The 19,903-nt window shown below is 72.2% G+C and carries 21 protein-coding genes and 1 tRNA gene; 10 read left to right on the forward strand and 12 right to left on the reverse strand.

Features of this window, described 5'->3' with window-relative positions; genetic code table 11:
• The first annotated feature begins 2 nt into the window (after positions 1 to 2).
• From ACWEGE_RS18770 to ACWEGE_RS18780, 3 genes are all read left to right on the forward strand, one after another.
• Entirely contained in the window at positions 3 to 677 is a 675-nt protein-coding gene (locus tag ACWEGE_RS18770; RefSeq protein ID WP_003081747.1) for a Crp/Fnr family transcriptional regulator, read from the forward strand.
• A 430-nt stretch (positions 678 to 1,107) separates the two neighbouring features.
• On the forward strand, positions 1,108 to 2,361 hold the full coding sequence (locus ACWEGE_RS18775) for an MFS transporter (RefSeq protein ID WP_449661707.1): 1,254 nt from the start codon (positions 1,108 to 1,110) through the stop codon (positions 2,359 to 2,361).
• A gap of 40 nt (positions 2,362 to 2,401) precedes the next feature.
• Positions 2,402 to 3,463 carry a DNA polymerase III subunit beta gene (locus ACWEGE_RS18780; RefSeq protein WP_449661708.1) on the forward strand — a complete coding sequence of 354 codons (1,062 nt, stop codon included), beginning with the start codon at positions 2,402 to 2,404 and terminating at the stop codon, positions 3,461 to 3,463.
• Positions 3,464 to 3,536: 73 nt separating this feature from the next.
• Here the strand turns inward: ACWEGE_RS18780 and ACWEGE_RS18785 are convergent, their stop codons facing one another.
• The 7 genes from ACWEGE_RS18785 to ACWEGE_RS18815 all read right to left on the reverse strand — a co-directional run bounded on the left by ACWEGE_RS18785 (position 3,537) and on the right by ACWEGE_RS18815 (position 7,891).
• Entirely contained in the window at positions 3,537 to 3,788 is a 252-nt protein-coding gene (locus tag ACWEGE_RS18785) for a glutaredoxin domain-containing protein (RefSeq protein ID WP_449661709.1), read from the reverse strand.
• On the reverse strand, positions 3,785 to 4,555 hold the full coding sequence (locus tag ACWEGE_RS18790; protein ID WP_449661710.1) for an MBL fold metallo-hydrolase: 771 nt from the start codon (positions 4,553 to 4,555) through the stop codon (positions 3,785 to 3,787). The genes ACWEGE_RS18785 and ACWEGE_RS18790 overlap by 4 nt, the downstream gene beginning before the upstream one ends.
• Positions 4,552 to 5,370 carry an NUDIX hydrolase gene (locus ACWEGE_RS18795; RefSeq protein ID WP_449661711.1) on the reverse strand — a complete coding sequence of 273 codons (819 nt, stop codon included), beginning with the start codon at positions 5,368 to 5,370 and terminating at the stop codon, positions 4,552 to 4,554. Before ACWEGE_RS18795 ends, ACWEGE_RS18790 begins: the two co-directional genes overlap by 4 nt.
• Before the next feature lie 112 nt (positions 5,371 to 5,482).
• The gene (locus ACWEGE_RS18800) at positions 5,483 to 6,607 is read right to left on the reverse strand and encodes a hypothetical protein (RefSeq protein WP_449661712.1); all 1,125 of its coding nucleotides are present in this window, start codon (positions 6,605 to 6,607) and stop codon (positions 5,483 to 5,485) included.
• A gap of 36 nt (positions 6,608 to 6,643) precedes the next feature.
• Positions 6,644 to 7,270 carry a hypothetical protein gene (locus ACWEGE_RS18805; RefSeq protein ID WP_410563691.1) on the reverse strand — a complete coding sequence of 209 codons (627 nt, stop codon included), beginning with the start codon at positions 7,268 to 7,270 and terminating at the stop codon, positions 6,644 to 6,646.
• Positions 7,270 to 7,725, reverse strand: coding sequence for a RidA family protein (locus tag ACWEGE_RS18810; RefSeq protein WP_449661713.1), 456 nt, complete (start codon positions 7,723 to 7,725; stop codon positions 7,270 to 7,272). Before ACWEGE_RS18810 ends, ACWEGE_RS18805 begins: the two co-directional genes overlap by 1 nt.
• A 4-nt stretch (positions 7,726 to 7,729) precedes the next feature.
• The gene (locus tag ACWEGE_RS18815; protein WP_003068074.1) at positions 7,730 to 7,891 is read right to left on the reverse strand and encodes a DUF4177 domain-containing protein; all 162 of its coding nucleotides are present in this window, start codon (positions 7,889 to 7,891) and stop codon (positions 7,730 to 7,732) included.
• A 103-nt stretch (positions 7,892 to 7,994) separates the two neighbouring features.
• Here ACWEGE_RS18815 and ACWEGE_RS18820 point away from each other — a divergent pair, with 103 nt between their 5' ends.
• From ACWEGE_RS18820 to ACWEGE_RS18830, 3 genes are read left to right on the forward strand one after another with little or no spacing between them, the layout of a single operon-like run.
• Positions 7,995 to 8,243 carry a hypothetical protein gene (locus ACWEGE_RS18820; protein ID WP_449661714.1) on the forward strand — a complete coding sequence of 83 codons (249 nt, stop codon included), beginning with the start codon at positions 7,995 to 7,997 and terminating at the stop codon, positions 8,241 to 8,243.
• Positions 8,244 to 8,264: 21 nt separating this feature from the next.
• Positions 8,265 to 9,272 (forward strand): ArsA-related P-loop ATPase, encoded by a 1,008-nt coding sequence (locus tag ACWEGE_RS18825; protein WP_449661715.1) that lies wholly within the window; start codon positions 8,265 to 8,267, stop codon positions 9,270 to 9,272.
• Positions 9,269 to 10,390, forward strand: a complete 1,122-nt coding sequence (locus tag ACWEGE_RS18830) for an ArsA family ATPase (RefSeq protein WP_449661716.1) — start codon at positions 9,269 to 9,271, stop codon at positions 10,388 to 10,390. The genes ACWEGE_RS18825 and ACWEGE_RS18830 overlap by 4 nt, the downstream gene beginning before the upstream one ends.
• Positions 10,391 to 10,437: 47 nt before the next feature.
• On the opposite strand, the gene ACWEGE_RS18835 is transcribed toward ACWEGE_RS18830, so the two are convergent.
• On the reverse strand, positions 10,438 to 10,734 hold the full coding sequence (locus ACWEGE_RS18835) for a WhiB family transcriptional regulator (protein WP_103340124.1): 297 nt from the start codon (positions 10,732 to 10,734) through the stop codon (positions 10,438 to 10,440).
• Between the two features lie 345 nt (positions 10,735 to 11,079).
• Here ACWEGE_RS18835 and ACWEGE_RS18840 point away from each other — a divergent pair, with 345 nt between their 5' ends.
• Positions 11,080 to 13,266: a transglycosylase domain-containing protein gene (locus tag ACWEGE_RS18840; protein WP_449661717.1), complete on the forward strand. Its 2,187-nt coding sequence runs from the start codon at positions 11,080 to 11,082 to the stop codon at positions 13,264 to 13,266.
• 48 nt (positions 13,267 to 13,314) lie between these two features.
• On the opposite strand, the gene ACWEGE_RS18845 is transcribed toward ACWEGE_RS18840, so the two are convergent.
• The gene (locus tag ACWEGE_RS18845) at positions 13,315 to 15,006 is read right to left on the reverse strand and encodes a protein kinase domain-containing protein (RefSeq protein ID WP_449661718.1); all 1,692 of its coding nucleotides are present in this window, start codon (positions 15,004 to 15,006) and stop codon (positions 13,315 to 13,317) included.
• Positions 15,007 to 15,124: 118 nt separating this feature from the next.
• Here ACWEGE_RS18845 and ACWEGE_RS18850 point away from each other — a divergent pair, with 118 nt between their 5' ends.
• Positions 15,125 to 16,105 carry a metallophosphoesterase gene (locus ACWEGE_RS18850; RefSeq protein ID WP_449661719.1) on the forward strand — a complete coding sequence of 327 codons (981 nt, stop codon included), beginning with the start codon at positions 15,125 to 15,127 and terminating at the stop codon, positions 16,103 to 16,105.
• 29 nt (positions 16,106 to 16,134) lie between these two features.
• Positions 16,135 to 16,208: transfer RNA gene (locus tag ACWEGE_RS18855), tRNA-Pro, on the forward strand.
• 126 nt (positions 16,209 to 16,334) lie between these two features.
• On the opposite strand, the gene ACWEGE_RS18860 is transcribed toward ACWEGE_RS18855, so the two are convergent.
• Positions 16,335 to 17,105, reverse strand: a complete 771-nt coding sequence (locus tag ACWEGE_RS18860) for a methyltransferase domain-containing protein (RefSeq protein WP_449661720.1) — start codon at positions 17,103 to 17,105, stop codon at positions 16,335 to 16,337.
• 39 nt (positions 17,106 to 17,144) lie between these two features.
• Here ACWEGE_RS18860 and ACWEGE_RS18865 point away from each other — a divergent pair, with 39 nt between their 5' ends.
• Entirely contained in the window at positions 17,145 to 18,995 is a 1,851-nt protein-coding gene (locus tag ACWEGE_RS18865) for a prolyl oligopeptidase family serine peptidase (protein WP_449661721.1), read from the forward strand.
• A gap of 37 nt (positions 18,996 to 19,032) precedes the next feature.
• Here ACWEGE_RS18865 and ACWEGE_RS18870 read toward each other — a convergent pair whose 3' ends face one another.
• The gene (locus ACWEGE_RS18870) at positions 19,033 to 19,218 is read right to left on the reverse strand and encodes a tautomerase family protein (protein ID WP_191312711.1); all 186 of its coding nucleotides are present in this window, start codon (positions 19,216 to 19,218) and stop codon (positions 19,033 to 19,035) included.
• 33 nt (positions 19,219 to 19,251) lie between these two features.
• Entirely contained in the window at positions 19,252 to 19,878 is a 627-nt protein-coding gene (locus ACWEGE_RS18875; protein ID WP_449661722.1) for a TIGR03085 family metal-binding protein, read from the reverse strand.
• Between the last annotated feature and the right edge of the window lie 25 nt (positions 19,879 to 19,903).

The following is a 19,903-nucleotide window of genomic DNA, read 5'->3' on the forward strand; positions in this document are numbered from 1 at the left end:
AGGTGGACGAAACCCTGGCCCGTGCGGGCATATTCCAGGGTGTTGAGCCGGCAGCGGCGGAGGCGCTGGCCCAGACCTTGGAATCCGTGGAGTTCCCCCGCGGCCATGTCATCTTCAACGAGGGCGAACCCGGCGACAAGCTCTACATCATCCAGTCCGGCAAGGTGAAGATCGGCCGCAAGTCCCCGGACGGCCGGGAGAACCTGCTGGGCATCTTCGGCCCGTCCGACATGTTCGGCGAGCTGTCCATCTTCGACCCCGGCCCCCGGACGTCGAGCGCGACCACGGTCACCGAGGTCCGCGCGGTCACCATGGACCGCCCGGCCCTGCGCCAGTGGATCTCGACCCGTCCGGAGATAGCGGAACAGCTGCTGCGCGTGGTCGCGCGCCGCCTGCGCCGGACGAACAACATGGTGGCCGAGCTGATCTTCACCGACGTCCCGGGCCGCGTGGCGCGGGCGCTGCTGCAGCTCGCGCAGCGGTTCGGCAGCCAGGAGGCGGGCCTGCTGCGGGTCACGCACGACCTGACGCAGGAAGAGATCGCCCAGTACGTCGGCGCCTCGCGCGAGACCGTCAACAAGGCGCTCGCCGACTTCGCCCACCGCGGCTGGCTGCGGCTCGAGGGCAAGAGCGTGCTGATCCTGGACCCGGAGCGGCTGGCCCGCCGCGCCCGCTGAGTTCTCTCGCGTCGAAGCCCCCTCGGGTTGCCGAGGGGGCTTCTTCGTGTCTTGATGTGTCCTGGTGGACAACAAAGAGCCGGGCGCCACCCCCGACGTGGCGCACCGGCTCTTCGTTGTTTGCGCGGACCATCCCCCGACGATCCGCGCTCCCCGCCCTCCGGGCCAGGCCCCGACCCGTGTGCCGGAGGGAGCTGGGTTTCTTTGCTGTTGTTCAACCATCACGGCCCATACCCACGAATTCAAGGCCATTCACTCTCAAGGACGCCGTCTGGGCCGTTTCGTTGCAGGAGTCCACGGAGAATATCGTGAGTGTTACCTGATCGAGACCTGTCGCACCAGGCTCATGATCCACACCCAGTCTGCCGGTGACGCACCTGACCGTCAAATAACTGGTACCTACGTACCACTCTGCGGCATACTTGTACGCGTGTCCCAGTCTGTCTCGAACCACGAAAGCCGCACGTCCCTCGCCGACTACCGCACCGCACTGACGACCCGGGCGGCCCGGTGGCCCGCCGCCGCGGCCGTGCTCGCCCGCCTGCCGATCGCCATGATCGGCATCTCGGCGCTGCTCTACGTCCAGCGTGAGACCGGTTCCTTCGCCGTCGCCGGGCTGGTCTCGGCCGGCTCACTCGTCGGGGTGTCGGTCGGCGCGGTGGTGCAGGGCAGGCTGATCGACCGGTTCGGGCCGACGCGGCCGCTGCTGGTCGTCGCGCTGCTGCTGGCGCTGTCGATGAGCGCGCTGGTCATGGCCATCGAGTCGCACGCCGCGACGCCAGTGCTCGTGGCGCTGGGCGCCCTCACCGGGCTGACCGAGCCGATGGTCGGGTCGGCGTCGCGGGCGCTGTGGGGCAGGCTGCTCCCGCCGGGCGGCCCGCGCAACGCCGCGTACTCGTACGAGGCGATCAGCATGGAGGTCTTCTTCATCCTCGGTCCCGGCGTGGCCGGGCTGCTGGTCATGGCGCCGTGGGCGGGCACCGGCCTGGTGCTGGGGGTCGCGCTGCAGTTCACCGGCGCGGTGCTGTTCGCGCTGAGCCCGGCCGTGCGCGCGTGGGGTCCTTCGTCCGGCTCGCACGGGTCGCTGCTGGGCGCGCTGGCGAGCCCGGGCATGCGGACGCTGGCCGTCGCCGCGCTGGGCTTCGGCGTGGTGATCGGGTTCGTCGAGGTCGCGGTGCCGGCGGCGGCCACCGAAGCGGGCCAGGCGTCCGTGGGTGGCCTGCTGCTGTCGGCGTGGTCGCTGAGCTCGGTCGCGTTCGGCGTCGCCTACAGCCTGCGGCCGTGGCCGCGCCGGCTGGGCCTGCGGCTGCCGGTGCTGCTCGGCGGGTTCGGCGCGCTGGTCGCCCTGCTCGCGTGGCCGTCCTCGCTGTGGGGCATGGCGCTGATGATGCTGCTGGCGGGCGCGTTGATCACACCGCAGTCGACGGCGCACTCGACGGCGATCGAGGTGGTCGCGCCGTCCGGGACGGCGGCGGAGGCGTTCGGCTGGGTGCTCACGGCGGTGACGCTGGGGCTGGCGGCCGGCCAGTCGATCAGCGGGTACGTCGTCGAGCACGCCGGCCCGGGCGCGGCGTTCCTGGCGGCGAGCGTGGCGGGGCTGGGGCTGGCGATGGTCGTGTGGCTGCTGCGCGGCACGGTCCGCCCGGCCGCGCCCGCTCCGGTTCCTTCGCTGGTCAACGCCTAGGTTTCCGGTTTTTGTCGGTGCCTGCCGCTAGCTTGCGGGCATGGACGTCACCGCGCCTGCCCACGGCCTCTCGGCCGCCGTCTCGGCCGCGTCGCGCCTGCTGCCTGCCCGCACCGGGTTGCGGCTGAGCGCGGACGCGGCCGGGCTGGCGGTCGCCGGGGTCACGCCGGACCTCGCGGTCGGGTTCGGCTGCCCGGCGACCACGCACACCGACGGCTCGGTCGTCGTCCCCGCGGCCCCGCTGGCGGAGACGCTGAAGGTGCTCGGCGCCGAGCGGGTGCGCTTGGTCGTCGAAGGCAGCCGCCTGGCGTTGCGGCTGGACAACGCCCGGTTCGCGCTGCCGCTGCTGCCGGACCAGGGTGTCGCGTCCGGCCCGCCGGCCCGCGTGGCCGAGGTCGACGGGGCGGCGTTCGCGTCGGCGCTGCGGATCGTCGCGGGAACGGCGGCGAAGGACGACCCGCTCCCGCTGTTCACGGGTGTCCGGCTGCAGGCTGCCGGGGACGTCCTGACGTTGACCGCGTCGGACCGCTACCGGATGGCGGTGGCCCGGCTGCCGCTGCGCACTCCGGGCGCGCTGGACGTCCTCGTTCCGGCGGCACTGCTGTCGGAGGCGGCGCGCCAGGCGGGCGGCGCGGTGGGCCTCCACCTCGGCCCGGGGCGGTTCGGGCTGAGCTGGCCGGGCGGCCTGGTGGCGACGGCGGTGCTGGACGCGGGCTTCCTGTCGGAGGAGTCGATCGCCTCGAGCTCGGTGGACACGACGGTGACCCTGGCGGCGGACACCCTGGCGGCGGCGGTCCGTCGCGTGGGGGTGTACGCGGAGGACAGGCGAGTCCTGACCTTGGAGGTCGGCGACGCCCAGGTCCGCCTGGCGAGCGCGCGCCAGGACACGGGCGAGGCCGAGGAGACGCTGAAGGCGGAGGTCGGCGGCGGGCGGACGTCACCGTCGTTCCAGGCTCGGTACCTGCTGGACGCACTGGGCGCGTTCGCGGGCGAGCGGCTGACGCTGGCCATCCAGCCGGGGATGCGGGCGTGCGTCTTGCGGTCGGCCGAGCCCGGGGAGGTGGCGCTGACGTACTACCTGATGCCGATGCTGTCCCGGTAGCCCGATCCCGGGTTGCGCGGAATCCGGGCCGCCTCCCCGTACGGGAAACGGCCCGGCCCGCGGTGGAACGCGATCAGGCCGAAGCTGCCTTGACCGCCGCTTCGACCTCGGCGAACGACGGGTTCACCATCGCCGTCGACCCGACGATCACCGTCGGCACGGTCTCGTTCCCGTTGGCCACCTCGCGGACCCGCGCGGCCGCCGCCGGGTCCTCCCAGATGTTGATCGCGCGGATGTTGAAGCCGCTCTTCGACAGCGGGCGCTCCAGGGCGGCGCAGAACCCGCACCCCGGCCGCCAGTAGAACTCGACCTCGACGTTGCTCATCCGTTCTCCTCCGACCGCAAGTAGTCCAGCTGCGCCTGCACGCTCCACTCGGCGGGACCCCACAGCGCCCGGTCGACGTCGGCGTACACGACCTCGACGACCTGGCGCGGGGTGGCGTCCGCCCCGAGCGTCTTCAAGGCCGAACGCACCTGGTCCAGCCGCTGTTCCCGGTGGGCAAGGTACTCGCGCGCGGTCGCGGGCAGGTCGGGGAGCTCTGGACCGTGCCCGGGCAGGCCGACCGTGCCGGACGGCAGCTCGATCAGCCTGCGCAGCGAACGCAGGTAGTCGCCGAGGTCGTGCAGCACCGTCGTGCCGCGGCCGAGGATGGTGTCGCCGGTCAGCACCTGGCCGTCGAGGACCAGCGACACCGAGTCGTCGGTGTGCCCGGGAGTGTGCAGGACACGCAGGGAAAGCCCGCCCGCGTCGATCACCGATCCGTCCACAAAGGACGAAGCGCCGACGCACAGCGAAGGGTCGAACGCCCGCACCGGCGCGCCGACGCGCTCGGCGAACCACGGCGCGCCCTCGGCGTGGTCGGGGTGGTGGTGCGTGAGCAGGATCAGCTCGACCGGGCCGACCGAAGCCAGCAGCTCGAGGTGCTCGAGGTCGCGGTAGCCGGGGTCGACGACCACGGCCGGGCTCGACGGCGTCGCGCGCAGCACCCAGCTGTTGGTGCCTTCGAGCGTCATCGACGACGGGTTGTTCTCCAGCAGCACCGAAACCGTCTCGGACACCTGGCGCAGCACGCCGTAGGCGGGGGCGTTCATCGCGGCTCCAGGACGACTCGGACGTGGTCGTTCTCGCGCACCAGCGTCGGCGCGATCCGGACGATCTCGCGCGGGGCGGCGAGCACGTCGTCGGCGGTGGCGAACTCCGCCAGCTCGCTCAGCGTCAGCCACGTCGGCGGCATCAGCATCCGGCGGCCTTCGCGCGCGTCGGCGATGGCGTCTTCGGGACGCTGCCAGCCGGAGCTCGACGCCTCCGACGTCGCCCCGTCCGCCTCCTGCCCTTCGGGCAGCTTCGCGACGTAGAAGCGGGTGTCGTAGCGGCGCGGCTCCTGCTCGGGCGTGATCCAGTGCGCCCACGGGCGCAGCAGGTCGGCCCGCAGGGTCAGGCCGGCGTCGGCGAGGAAGCCGGCCAGCGACACCTCCCGCGTCTCCAGTGCCTGGCGGGCGGGCGCGTACGGCGTGACGTCGGTGAGGACCTCCTCCGCGCCGCCCGCGAGCAGCACGCCGGACTCCTCGAACGTCTCGCGCACGGCCGCACAGGTGAGCGCCCGCGCGAGGGCCTCGTCGCAGCCGAACCGCGAAGCCCACCACGACGGTTCGGGCCCGGCCCACGCGACCGACGTGTCGGCGTCGCGCCGATCGACCCCGCCACCGGGGAACACGGTCATCCCGCCCGCGAACGGCATGCCCTTCACCCGGTGCTGGAGGAAGACCTCGACGCCCTCGGCGCCGTCCCGGACCAGGATGACGGTGGCCGCGTCCTTCGGCGTCGCCGGCGGGCCGTCGGCGTTCGCGCGGGTGGCCACCCCCGCGCCGACCGGGATGTCGAAGACAAACTCCTTTGGCTGCTCCACCCGGGCAACATACCTCCGGTACCCGACGTCCCGTCGCGCAGTTGTGGCACGCCGGACACGGAAAAGGCGGCACCTCCCGGAGGGGAAGTGCCGCCTTCTCATCGGCAGAGTCCTACGGGGCGGTCCAGCCGCGCTGGTCGCCGCCGGAGCGGGAAGCCCCGTTGAGGCGCATCTTCGCCGCCTCGGCCCGCTCGCGCTCGGCCAGCTCGGCGTGCAGCTCGCGCAGCAGCGCCCGGTCGCGCTCGCTCAGGCTCGGGTCGTCCAGGTCCAGCGCCGGCAGCTCGACGACCTCGTGCATCGACGGCTTGCCCGCGGCGATCTCGCGGCCCTTCTCCGGGTCCTCGGCCAGCGCCTGCCGCAGCTGCGCCACCTCGGCCGGGGTCAGGTCGGCGGTGCGCTCGGCCCGTGTCTCCGACCGCGCCTTGCGGGGCGGCTCGGCGGCCGGCGGCGACACGATCGGCACCACCGGGGCGACCGGCTCGGCCGGCGCCGTCGTGGTGCTGCTCGAGCGCATGCTGTGCCTGCTGCCCGACTCCGCGACCGGCTCCGAGCTCACCGGAGTCGACGGCTTGGCCGGCTCGGGACGGTACGTCGACGCGGGCGCCGACGTGCTCCCGGTCACCCAGGCCGGCGACGCGGCGGCCGACGCCGCCTGGTGGTACTCGGAGTGCGCGACGCCCGGGCCGCTGACCTCGACGACCGAGTGGATCCCGGCCCGGCGCAACGCCGTGTCGACGCGGAACGCGACGGCGGGCGGGTTGCCCTCCGGCCCCAGCTCGACGAGCACCACGCGCTGCGGCAACGCGCCCGGCACGCTGCCGGCCGGGGTGTTGCGCCACACCGCGTGCACCGAGCGGACGTCCGGCAGCACCTGCAGCGTGCGGTCGAGCGCCTCGGCGATGCCGAACTCCGGCGCGTTCTCGCCGCTGAACCGGTGCGTGTTGACCGGCTCGGTCTCGTCGACCAGCAGGTCGTTCGCCAGCGTCGCGTCCGACCGGCTCATCTCGAGGACCAGCGCGAGCTCGCGCTGCTCGGCGGAGCTGACCGGGATCCGGCCCGCGATGAGCGTGCCGGTGGTCAGCTCGACCGCCTCGTCGATGTGGGCTCGGGCGATCAGCTCACGCGCTTCGGTGAGCGCGCTGTCGTCGATCCGGCCCGCCAGGGCCAGCAACAGGTTGTGCAGGCGCAGGGGCACCGAGAACCCGTCCATGGGCGGGCCGTCGTGGACCTCCACCATTGCCTTGCTCCCTCCCAGCTCGCTGGCGGGCGAGCGTTATGCGGCTACTAGCCGGGTCCCCGCCGCGGCACCCACGCAGACCAGCTCTGAGTCGGCCAGCGCGGCCCGGTGGTACCCCGGCAGGTCGAAGCGCGGCGGGATGACCTCGACGCTGGGCTCTTCGTCGCCCAGCACCCGCAGCACGCGCTGCAGTTCGCCGGTCAGCCTCGGCAACCCCGCCTGTGCGGTGATGAGCAGGACGCGCTTGGCGGTCCCCTGCCCGACCACACCGACGTGTCGCCAGCTCTGCCGCACTTCCCCCACGTCCGGGCGTCCTCGCAACGTTGCGTGGATCAACACGGACACGGAGTCGACCGAGTTAACCCATTCGGGCGCACTCGACGTGAATGTGTACCGGTTCTCGGTGACGTCGTCTACCCCCAGCGTCGAACTGACCTGGTGCCAGTCGGCGCCGTGCGGGATGAGACCGGCCACGAGCAGCCGGTACTCCGTTTGGTCGAGGTCGATCCTGTGCTTAAGCAAAGACCTCGGCAGGGTCCGGGCGAGGGTGCCCATGGCGCCCTCGCCGAGCCAGTCGCGGAACCGCCACAGCAGCTGGTCGGGCAGCCGCCCGGCCAGCCGGATCAGCAGCTCGTGGGTGGACTGCTCGATGTCCGGGTCCATCACTGCACCTCCACGATCAGTTCGACCTCCACCGGCGAGCCGATGGGCAGCTCCGCGACGCCGACGGCCGAGCGGGCGTGGATGCCCGCGTCGCCGAAGACCTCGCCGAGCAGTTCGGACGCGCCGTTGACGACCGCGGGCTGGCCGGTGAAGCCCTCCGCGGAAGCCACGAAGCCGACAACCTTGACGATCCGCGCGACGTTGTCAATGCCGACCAGCGCGTGCACGGCCGCGAGCGCGTTGAGCGCCGACGTGCGGGCGTGGCCCTTCGCTTCTTCGGGGCTGATCTCGGCGCCGACCTTGCCGGTCGCGGCGAGCACGCCGTCGACGAAGGGCAGCTGGCCGGAGGTGTAGACGTGGTTGCCGCTCCGGACGGCGGGCACGTACGCGGCCAGCGGGGCCGCGACGCCGGGCAGCTCGATGCCGAGCTCCTTCAGCCGTTCGCTCCAGCTCACCGGGTCAGCCCTTCGGACGCTTCAGGTAGGCGACGTGCTGCTCCCCGCTCGGGTTCGGCAGCACGGTGACCAGCTCCCAGCCGTCCTCGCCCCACTGGTCGAGGATCTGCTTCGTGGCGTGGATCAGCAGAGGGACGGTGGCGTACTCCCACTTGGTGGCGCTCATGAACCGGGAGCGTAGCCAAGCGGGCAAGACCGGCGCGGGCGACCGCCGGAAAACCGGCCGCGACGCGCCGGGGTGTGGCCCATTTCACGCTAGCGTGGCCGGCGTGGAAACGTGGCGGGTGATCGCGACGGCGCTGCTCGCGGCGGCCGGGCTGCCGCTCGTGCTCGTCGTGATGGCGAAGGTGCGCGACCGGACGCAGAGTTCCGGTCAGGTCGCACTCGGCGGGGTGATCACCTTCACCCTGCTGGCGGTGGTGGGCGTGCTCACGCTGACCGTGCTGCCCGGCCTCGTGAGCTGGGCGCTCGTCGCGGCCGTCGCCGCTGCGGTCAGCGTCATGCTGCTGGCCAGTTGAGCGCTGAATTAGGGTGAAGAAGTGACCATTCCCCATGCCGGCTGGACCGACGAGCTCGCCCGCGCCCGGCTGCACTTCGTCACCGGCAAGGGCGGGACGGGCAAGACGACGCTCGCCGCCGCGCTCGGCCTCGCGCTCGCCCGCGACGGCCGTCGGGTGCTGCTCATCGAGGTCGAAGGCCGGCAGGGCATCGCCCAGCTCTTCGACACCGAGCCGCTGCCCTACGCCGAGCAGCGCATCGCCGCCGTCCCGGGTGGCGGGGAACTGCGCGCGCTGCACATCGACGTCGAAGCCGCGCTGCTCGAGTACTTCGAGATGTTCTACAACCTGGGCTTCGCCGGCCGGACGCTGCGGCGGATGGGCGCGATCGAATTCGCCACCACGCTCGCGCCGGGCCTGCGGGACGTCCTGCTCACCGGGAAGATCAAGGAGTGCGTCGGCCGGACCGAGTCCGACGGGCGGCACACCTACGACGCCGTCGTCGTCGACTCGCCGCCGACCGGCCGGGTGGTCAAGTTCCTCGACGTCACCAAGGCACTGACCGACCTCGCCAAGACCGGCCCGATCCGCGGCCAGGCCGACGGCGTCGTCCGCCTGCTGCACTCCGGCGAAACCGCCGTGCACCTGGCCACGCTGCTGGAAGAGATGCCGGTGCGCGAGACCGTCGAGGCCGTGGCCGAGCTGGACGGCGCCGACCTGCGCCCGGGCGCGGTGCTGGTCAACCGGGTCCGGCCGCCGCGGCTGCCCGCCCGTTCGGTGACCGCCGCCGCCGACGGCCGGGTCGACGCCTCCCGCGTCCGGACCGGGCTGGCGTCGGCCGGGCTGAAGCTGCCGCAAGACACGTTGGACGCGCTCGTCGAAGAGACTGTCGAACACGCGGTGCGGGTCGCCGCGGAGCAGCGGGCCCGCGAACAGCTCGCCGAGGCCGACCTGCCGACCCTGGAACTGCCGGACGTGACCGACGGCATCGACGTCGCGGCCCTCTACGACCTGGCCGAAGCCCTGACCGACCAGGGGGTGCGGTTGTGACCACCATCGACGTCGACGCGCTGCTCGACGCCCCGGAAAGCCGCGTGATCGTCTGCTGCGGCTCCGGCGGCGTCGGCAAGACGACCACCGCCGCGGCGCTGGCCCTGCGCGCGGCCGAGCGCGGCCGCCAGACCGTGGTGCTGACGATCGACCCCGCGCGGCGGCTGGCCCAGGCGCTCGGCCTGCGCGAACTCGGCAACCACCCGAAGCAGGTGCAGGTCGAGGGGTTCGAGCCGAAGGGCGAGCTCTGGGCGATGATGCTCGACATGCGCCGCACGTTCGACGACATGGTGCGCGTGCACGCCGGCCCGGAACGCGCCGAGCAGCTGCTCCAGAACCCCTTCTACCAGACGATCTCCACGTCGTTCTCCGGCACGCAGGAGTACATGGCGATGGAGAAGCTGGGCCAGCTCGCGGCCACCGGCGAGTGGGACCTGATCATCGTCGACACCCCGCCGAGCCGGTCGGCGCTGGACTTCCTGGACGCGCCGACCCGGCTTTCGAGCGCGCTGGACGGCCGGATGATCCGGCTGCTCACCGCGCCGGCGAAGGCCGGCGGCTGGGGCCTGCGCAAGGTGGTCAACGCCGGGTTCTCGATGTTCGCCAAGGCGGTGTCGACGATCATCGGCGGCCAGCTGCTGACCGACGCGTCGGCGTTCATGCAGGCCTTCGACAGCATGTTCGGCGGCTTCCGCGAGCGCGCCCGCAAGACGGCGGAGCTGCTGCGCTCCTCCGGGACGTCGTTCCTGGTGGTGGCCGCGCCGGAGCCGGACGCGCTGCGCGAGGCGTCCTACTTCGTGGAGCGCCTGTCGGCCGAGTCGATGCCGCTGGCCGGGCTGATCGCGAACCGGACGCACCCGGTGCTGGCGAAGCTTTCGGGCGCGGAGGCGCTGGCGGCGGCCGAGTCGCTGCAGGAGGGCGACACGAACGCCCCGCTGGCCGAGGCGGTGCTGCGGCTGCACGCGGACCGCGTCGAGCTGGCGGCGCGCGAGGAGCGGCTGCTGGCGCGCTTCACCCGGGCACACCCGGAGGTGGCACTGGCCAAGGTGCCCGCGCTGGCCGGCGACGTGCACGACCTCGACGGCCTGCGCGACATCGGGGTGAAGCTCGCGGGGTGAGCGGTACGGACGGCGCGGCAGCAGGACCGCGCCGCCCGCAGCCCGGCTCAGCCGACCGAGACGCGTTCCTCCGCGTCCCGCTTGGCCGCTTCGAGCAGCTCGGCCCAGCTCACCACGTCCGGACGGCGGCGCAGCAGAGCCCGCCGCTCCCGTTCGGTCATGCCACCCCAGACGCCGAAGTTGATCCGGCCGTCGAGCGCTTCGGCGAGGCATTCCGTGCGGACCGGGCAGCCCATGCAGACGGCTTTCGCCCGGTTCTGCTCCGCACCCCGGACGAACAGGCCGTCCGGATCGGCGTCCCGGCAGGACGCGTTGATTCGCCAGCTCGACTGGTTGGTTTCCATACCCCCAGCTCCCTACCCTGGTGATCGACGCACCAGCGGGGAAAGGCACTGCGCTCCCTTGCCCCCGCGAGCGTGTCTCCCTCAGCTCACGTCGGTTACCCGGGCACCTCCCCGGTGCCGGTGCCGCCGAACGGAGCAGGCGAGCTCCCACTCGCGTTGATCCATCCGACGGCTTGTCTTCGTGAGACGTTGACGGACTGTAGGGGCCATCGGTTCCCCCCGTCGAGACCCAGAATGCCTTCCGTTACCAGTTGTCACCGAAGGGGGGCTGTTTTGTCACTGATTTCACACCGGCGGGGACACGGCGTCACCGCCACCTGATCCGGTCCGGGTAGCCTGGCCCTCGTGCGAAAAGCGGATGGTTTGTTCAAGCTCATCGGCCTCTGTCTGCTCGCGGGGGTGCTCGTCGCCGGCATGCTCTTCCCGGTCGTGGGGGCCGCGGGGGTCATGTCGAACCAGGCCAGCGAGACGGTGGAGAAGACCTCCTCCGACCTCGCGGACATCCCGCCACCGCTGGTGACGACGGTCACCGACAACGCAGGCAAGCCGATCGCGACCTTGTACAGCCAGTACCGGCTCCCGATCACCCCGGACCAGATCAACGAGGCCATGAAGTGGGCCCTGGTCTCGGTCGAGGACAAGCGGTTCTACGAGCACCACGGCGTCGACTGGCAGGGCACGCTGCGCGCGGCCGTCAGCAACAGCACCGGCGCGGACACGCAGGGCGCGTCCACGCTGACCCAGCAGCTCACCAAGAACTACCTGATCAACGTCGTCTACCGGAACGACCCGATCGGCCAGAAGAAGGCCCAGGAGCAGTCGATCTCGCGCAAGCTGAAGGAAGCGCGGATCGCGATCAACCTCGAGACGAAGCTGAGCAAGCAGCAGATCCTCGCCAACTACCTCAACATCGTCGAGTTCTCCCGCCAGATCTTCGGCGTCGGCGCGGCCGCGCACGCGTACTTCGACACCACCCCGGAGAAGCTCACGGTGCCGCAGGCGGCGCTGCTGGCCGGCCTGGTGAACAACCCGATCAACAACGACCCGTGGAACCACCCGGACAAGGCCACCGCGCGCCGCAACCTGGTGCTCGACCGGATGGTCGACAACAAGAAGCTGGCCAAGGCGGACGCGGACCGCTTCAAGGCCGAGCCGCTGGGCGTGGTCCCGGACGGCCCGAAGAAGCCGCCCGCCAACTGCATCGGCGCCGGTCCGGAGGCCGGGTTCTTCTGCCAGTACGTCGAGGACTACCTCCTCAAGAGCAGCGGGATGACCAAGGACCAGCTCTACTCCGGCGGCTTCACGATCAAGAGCACGCTGGACGAGCGCGCCAACCACGAGGCGAAGGTTTCGGCGGAGGCGCAGGTCAACAAGACCCAGCCGTACATCGCGAACACGCTGTCGCTGGTGAGACCGGGCAAGGACCGGCACGAGGTGGTCGCCTTGGCGGCGAACCGCGACTACGGGCAGGACCAGGGCGCGGGCCAGACGACGTACACGCTGCCCGCCGGCGTCTACAACACCGGCGGTGCGGGGTCGACGTTCAAGATCTTCACCTCGGCGGCCGCCCTCGACAAGGGGGTCGCGGGGATCTACTCGCCGGTGGACATGCCGGACTCCTACACGTCGCGCGTCTTCTGGACCGCCAAGAGCGGCTGCAGCACCACCCCGACCGGGAAGCCCAACTCCTACTGGTACTGCGTCGGGAACGCCGGCGACTACAGCCGGGTGGGTGCCAACGCGACGCTCCAGACGGCCCTGGCGACGTCGCCGAACACCACGTTCGTGGCGCTCGAGGACCAGCTCGGCGGCACCGGCCCGGCCATCGACATGGCCAAGCGGCTCGGTCTGCGCGAGACGATGGGGAGCAACATCGGTGGCGGGACGGTCGACCCGAAGGCGGACAAGGACGAGAAGCGCCTGAGCCAGGCCGAGTACTACGGCCCGCGGGGGAACAACCCGGGATTCGGCGCGTTCACGCTCGGGTTCAGCCCGGTGAGCGGCCTCGAGATGGGCAACGTCGCCGCGACGATCCTCTCTGGCGGCGTGTGGTGCCCGCCGACGCCGATCGCCGGCGTGACCGACCGCAACGGGCAGGCGGTGCCCATCAAGGAAGCCCCGTGCGAGCAGGCGGTGCCCGAAGGCCTGGCGAACACCCTGGCGGTCGGGATGAGCAAGGACGACCAGCCGGGCGGCACGTCGGCCCGGGCAGCCGGTGACGTCGGCTGGAACCGGCCGATGGTCGGCAAGACGGGCACGACGCAGGCCAACGTGTCGGCGGCGTTCGTCGGTGGCACGCCCCAGCTGGCAGGCGCGGCGATGACGTTCAAGTTCGGCGGCGGCAAGGGCGGTATCTGCGACGCCGGACCGGGCCGGGTCAGCCTGTGCCCCGGTGGCCGCGACGGCAACATCTTCGGTGGGCACGCCCCGGCCAGGACCTGGTTCGGCGCGGTGTCGAAGATCCTGGACGGCCAGCCGGTGATGGACCTGCCCCAACCCGATCCGAAGTACATGGGCGGCGGCGCCCGCTGACCACCGAGGCCCCGCGGCCGTGCACCGCGGGGCCCTCGGTTTTCCGGCTCAGCCGCCGGGCATGGTGGAGAGGATCTGCTCGTTCCACCAGTAGTAGAGCTGGTCGAGCTCGTCGGCGTTCGTCACCTTCGCCGACTTCAGCAGGCCCGCCATCAGGTTCTGCTTGTCCGTCCACACGAGCATCGCCGGGTCGCCGAGGTAGCACGTCAGGTACTCGCCCTCGACCGGGTGACGGGTCTCGGCGCGGTTGTACGTCCCCCAGATCTTCGGCACCTTCAACGGACGGCAGGCGCCCTGGGCATCGTTGCGGGTCAGGCCCTGTGACTTCACGATGTTCTGGAAGAACGCGTCCATCGTGCCCGCGTCGGCGAAGCGGAGGAAGCGGGCGCCGGTCGGCTGCTTGAAGACGACGTTCCCGGACGGCGCGTCCCCGACGTTCGAGTCCACGCACTCCACCGCGGCCACCGCGCCGGCGTCCGCGGGCGCGTCGGCGCAGGTGGCGTTGCCCTTGTACGCCGCGGGCAGTGCGTCGGACAGCTTGGTGTCGTGCGCGGGCTTCGATTCCGATGTGGACGGTCGATCGGGGGTCGGCTCCGGTGAGGTTCGCGTTGGCGGCGTGGACGTTTCGCCGGTGGTCGGGGGGTTCGACGGGCCCGGTCCGGCCGTCTGCCCCTTGTCCCGGGTCACGACGTAGGTGATCACCAGCGCGACCACGACCACGCCCGCGAGCGCCGCGCACAACGCGATCCACCGGTTCCGCTGCGGCTTCGGCGGGGGCACCGGCGGGGCGATCCGAGGCGGTCCCGTCGGCGGTCCCGGGTGCGGTGCCGTCGGGATCGGCACCGGCCGCGGCGGGGTCATCGGCGCCCGAACGGCGGGCGGCACCAGGCCCGGCAAGGTCTTCTGCCACGTCGGGATCGGCGGCGCCGGTGCGGTCACCGCCGCGCGGACGGCGTCGGCGAACGCCCCCGCCGTCGGGTAACGGTCCGCCGGGTTCTTCGCCATCCCGCGCGCCACCACCGCGTCCAGCGCAGGCGGCAAGCCCGGCCGGGCCCGGGAAAGCACCGGCGGCGGCGCGGTCAGGTGCGCGCCCATCTGCGCGGCCGCGCCTTCGGCCGGGAAGGGGCGGTGCCCGGTGAGGCATTCGAAGAACACGCACGCCAGCGCGTAGACGTCGACGAGGCCGGTGATCGGGGCGTCGCCGAAGCGTTCCGGCGCCATGTAGTCGAGGGTGCCGATCACGTTGCCGGTGCCGGTGATCGACGTCCCTTCGGCGGTCATCGACCGCGCGATGCCGAAGTCCACCAGGTACACGAAGTCCGCGCTCGTCACGAGCACGTTCGACGGCTTGACGTCCCGGTGCACCAGGCCGTCCGCGTGGGCCGCGTCGAGCGCGCCCGCGACCTGGGCCACGATCCCGGCGGCCCGCGCGGGGTCGAGCGGCCCGTCCGCCAGCAGTTCCTTCAGGTCGCGGCCTTCGACGAGCCGCATGTCGAGGTACAGCCGCCCGTCGATCTCGCCGTAGGCGTGGATCGGGATCACGTGCGGCTCCCGCAGCCGCGCGACGATCTGCGACTCGCGGCGGAACCGCGCGCGGAAGGCCTCGTCGGCGACGAACGGCTCGGACAACAGCTTCAGCGCGACGACGCGGTCGTGCGCGGTGTCGTACGCGCGGTGGACCTCGCCCATGCCGCCGCGGCCGAGCAGGCCTTCGATCCGGTACGGCCCGAACTGCTCCATCGTTCTCCCCAAGCCCCCCGGCCTGTTTCCCGTGTTCGGGTCGACGGGAATGCTAGGCGTCAGGTTCCCCGTAACGGCGGCGAAGTCATCCAACTGTTGAGCACGTATCCTGGGTGCTGTGAGCACGCTCAGTAACACACGCACGTCGGGGGCGACAGCCGCGCGCCTCGCCGCGGGGACGGTGGCGCTCGGCGTCGCGACCCTCGGTTACGCCGTCGGGATCGAACGGCGCCACTGGACCCTCCGCACCGCCGAACTGCCGGTGCTGGCACCCGGCTCCCGGCCGTTCACCGTCCTGCACGTCTCGGACCTGCACATGCTGCCCGGCCACCACAGCAAGCAGCGCTGGGTCGCCGCGCTCGACGAGCTGAACCCGGACCTGGTCGTCAACACCGGCGACAACCTCTCGCACCGGACGGCCGTCCCGGCCGTGCTGCGCGCGCTGGGCCCGCTGCTCGACCGGCCCGGCGTGTTCGTCTTCGGCAGCAACGACTACTACGCGCCCAAGCCGAAGAACCCGGCCCGCTACCTGATGCCGCAGGGCAAGAAGAAGCGCATCCACGGCACCCAGCTGCCGTGGCGCGACCTGCGCGCGGCGTTCGTCGAGCACGGCTGGACCGACCTGACGCACGTCCGCCGCACGATCGACGTCGGCGGCCAGGCGGTGTTCGCGGCCGGCGTCGACGACCCGCACCTGCGCCGCGACCGCTACGCCGACATCGCGGGCCCGGCCGACAGCGGCGCGGCCGTCCGCATCGGCGTCACGCACTCGCCGGAGCCGCGGGTCCTGGACACGTTCGCCACGGACGGTTACGACCTCGTCCTGGCCGGCCACACCCACGGCGGCCAGCTCCGGCTCCCGGGTTACGGCGCGATCGTCACCAACTGTGACCTGGATCGCAGCCGGGCCCGAGGGGCCTCGCGGTGGGGGGCGCACATGTGGCTGCACGTCTCGGCCGGTCTGGGGACGTCGCCGTGGGCGCCCGCTCGGTTCGCGTGCCCGCCCGAAGCGAGCCTGTTGACGCTGGTCCCGCGGGGGTCGGGGTCCAACGAACCGCGAAAGGCAGCCCGACTCAAGGCCCGAAATTCGGTCCGCTAGACTTCTCCACGACCCGTTAAGCAGTACCTCGGGGTGTGGCGCAGCTTGGTAGCGTGCCTCGTTCGGGTCGAGGAGGTCGTGGGTTCAAATCCCGCCACCCCGACGAGAGCGCCGAGAGGGCCGGTGTGTTGGCGGAAAACGCCAACCATGCTGGCCCTCTCGGTGTTTTTTGGGGTCGAACCCCAAACCCCGCCGGGTGGCTCCGCCCCCGGACCCCCGCGAGCCTCACCTATCGCGTGGCCGTCACCTCGACCCAGCACTGGCTGAAATCCCCGTCGCCACCGCGGGTCCACATCCACGCCGAGCGGGCCGCGCTCGCCAGCTGGTCGCGGTCGCGGGCGAACGCCGGGTCCGCGATCGCCGCGTCGAGGCGGGACTCCACGTACTTCGCCAGGTCGCGGTAACTCATGTCCTCGCGGTACTTCGCCCGCGAAGCCACCTCCGTGAACCCCGCGCGGGCGCACTCCTCGGCGATGTGACGGCCGGCGAACGGGTTGCCGCCCGCGCGGCGCCGCAGGAGGTAGTGGCCTCTCAGCGCCGCGTCGACGTTCGCCGTCTTCGGGCGCAGTCTCGCCTTGCTCCAGTCCGATGTGGACAACGCCAGCTTCCCGCCGGGACGCAGCACCCGGCGCAGCTCCGCCAGCGCGTCCGCCGGGCGGGCGAGGTGTTCGAACAGGGCGTGCGAGAACGCCACGTCCACGCTGCCGGAAGCGAACGGCAGGTCGTACGCCGACCCGACCACGAAGTCCACTGTGGACCTGCCGGCGCGGCGGGCGGCCTCGCGGGCGAGGACCACCTGGCCCGCGTCGCGGTCGATGCCCGTCACCCGGGATTCCGCGGCCAGGCCCAGGGTGATCGAGCCGGGGCCGCAGCCGAGGTCGACCACCCACATGCCCGGCCGGAACAGGGGCTGGGCGAACGTCGCGCGCTCCGCCGCCGTGCGCGCGGACAGCATCGACACCGCGTCTGCACCGTAGCCCGGCGCGTAACCCTCCAGCACCCCGCACACAGTACGGCCAGAAGGTGGCAGGATCGAGGGGTGAGCACGCAGTCAGCCAACCAATATCCGCCCGCGGTGGTCCCGGACCGGCTGTTCGAAGACGCCGAAGCCGAAGCCCGCTGGCGCGCCCGCTTCCACGCCCCCCGCATCTCCGTGCCCGAGTGGGCCCGCGACGCGCCGGCGGCCAACGTCTACGTCTCCAACGCCAGCGGCGTGTGGGAGGTCTACGCCTGGGACCGCGCGACGGACGAGCACCGCCGCGTCACCGACCGGCCCAACGGCACCATGCACGCGACACCGTCCCCGGACGGCGAGTGGATCTGGTGGTTCGACGACACCGACGGCGACGAGTTCGGCTCCTGGGTCCGCGAGCCGTTCGCCGCGACCGAGGGCAGCAAGCCGGAGAAGGCCGTCCCGGACGTCCACGACGGCTACCCGGCCGGCCTCGAGATCGGCACCCGGCTCGTCGCGGTCGGCGTCTCGACCGACGACGGCAGCGAACTGTTCGCCAGGGCCGGCGGCGAGACGCGCCGCTTCTACAGCCACCCGGACGACGCCGGCATCGCGTCCCTCTCGCGCGACGAAAGCCTGCTCGCGATCTCGCACTCCGAGCACGGCGACTCGCGCCACCCCGCGCTGCGGGTGCTCGCGACCGACGGGTTCGAGACCGTGTCGGAGAAGTGGGACGGCGAGGGCAAGGGCCTCTCCGCGCTCGAATTCTCGCCGCTGCCCGGCGACCAGCGGCTGCTGGTGCTGCACGAGCGCCGCGGTCGCGAGGAACTGCTCGTCTGGGACGTCCGGGCGGACACCGAGACCGAAATCGAACTGGACCTGCCCGGCGAGGTCGCCGCGGGCTGGTACCCGGACGCCCGCGCACTGCTCGTCGTCCACTTCCACGAGGGCCGCAGTTCGTTGTACCGCTACGACCTCGACACGGCCGAGCTGTCCTCAGTGGACACACCGGCCGGCCGGATCGGCGGCGCGGGCGTCCGCCCGGACGGCACGATCGAGTACTCGTGGTCCAGCGCCGCCGAGCCGGCCGCGGTGCGGGCGCGGACCACCGACGGTACCGACGCGATCCTGCTCGAACCGCCGGGCGAGCGGGCGCCGGGCTCGGAGCCGATGACCGACGCGTTCGTCGAAGGCGTCGGCGGGCGGATCCACGCGCTCGTCTCGCGGCCCTCGAACGCGCCGGACGGGCCGCTGCCCACCGTGTTCTCCCTGCACGGCGGCCCGCACGCGGCGGACGAAGACCGCTTCTCCGCCTACCGCGCGACCTGGCTCGACGCCGGGTTCGCCGTGGTCGAGGTCAACTACCGCGGCTCGACCGGCTACGGCTCGGCCTGGCGCGACGCCATCGAAGGCCGGCCCGGGCTGACCGAGCTGGAGGACGTCGCCGCGGTACACGACTGGGCCATCCAAAGTGGACTCAGCGACCCGGCGAAGTGCGTCGTGAACGGCGCTTCGTGGGGCGGCTACCTGTCCCTGCTCGCGCTCGGCACGCAGCCGACGCGGTGGGCGGCGGGCGTCGCCGGGGTGCCGGTGGCGGACTACGTCGCCGCGTACGAGGACGAGATGGAGCAGCTGCGCTCGTTCGACCGCGCGCTGTTCGGCGGCTCGCCGGAGGACGTGCCCGCGGTGTACCGGGAGTGCTCGCCGATCACCTACGTCGACGCCGTGACGGCGCCGGTGCTCGTGCTGGCCGGCGACAACGACCCGCGCTGCCCGATCCGCCAGATCGAGAACTACCTCGACCGGCTCGGTGGCCGCGACCTGCACCACGAGTTCTACCGCTACGACGCGGGCCACGGCTCGCTGGTGATCGCCGAGACGATCAAGCAGACCGCGATCGAGGTCTGCTTCGCGCAGCGGGCCCTCGACCTGCGCTGACGCTCCGCCGGGAGGCCGGTCCGGCCTCCCGGCGGGTTCAGCGATCGGAGTACAGGACGCCGCCGGAAGCCCAGTGGTCGGCGCCGATCTCGACCAGCGTCACCTGGACCCCCTCGGGCTTGCCGCCGCAGGTGCGGACGAAGGCGTCGGTCAGCTCGCGGACCAGTGCGCTCTTCTGGGCCGGGGTGCGGCCGGGGAACATGGCAACGCTGATCATCGGCATGGCGGCTCCTGCGCTAGGTGGGACGCCGCGAGCCTAGATGCCCCGGTTCGCCGCCTGCAGCCGGCCGACCGCGGCCGCGTCACCCTCGAAGTCGAGGTCGACGGCGTCCCGGCCGAACACGAACAGCAGCAGGTCGACCGGCGCCCCGACGACCGTCACCGGATCGGGTCCGGTCTTGACGACGGCCTCGCGGCCGTCTTTCGTGCGCAGCGTCACGCCGACAGGTGACTTGCGGAGGTTCAGCTTGGCGGCCTGTTTCGCCGACTTCCAGGCGGCGGCGTCCCTGGTCGGGTCCGCGGGCCGCGGCTCCCAGCCGTCCTGCGCGCGCCGGACGTCTTCGTGGTGCACGAGGAACTCGGCGGTGTTGGTCAGCTCGTCGAGCGGGCCGATCGCGGTGGGCCAGAACTTCGGCGGCCCGGTCCGCACCTGCCCGACCAGCGCCGCCCACGGCTTCGCGGCGTACCGGTCCTGGACCTTCCGCGTGTACCCGGCGAGCGCGGGCACGATGATGCCGGGAGCGGCATCGGGCCGGTGCTCCCGCACGACGAGGTGCGCGGCGAGATCGCGCGTGGTCCAGCCTTCGCACAACGTCGGTGCGTCCGGCCCGAGTTCTTCGAAGAGCGCACTCAGCGCCCGGCGTTCGTCAGCAGCGACACCCATGTGAGCGAGGTTACCCGCGGGTAGA

Source organism: Amycolatopsis sp. NPDC004747 (genome assembly GCF_053601335.1).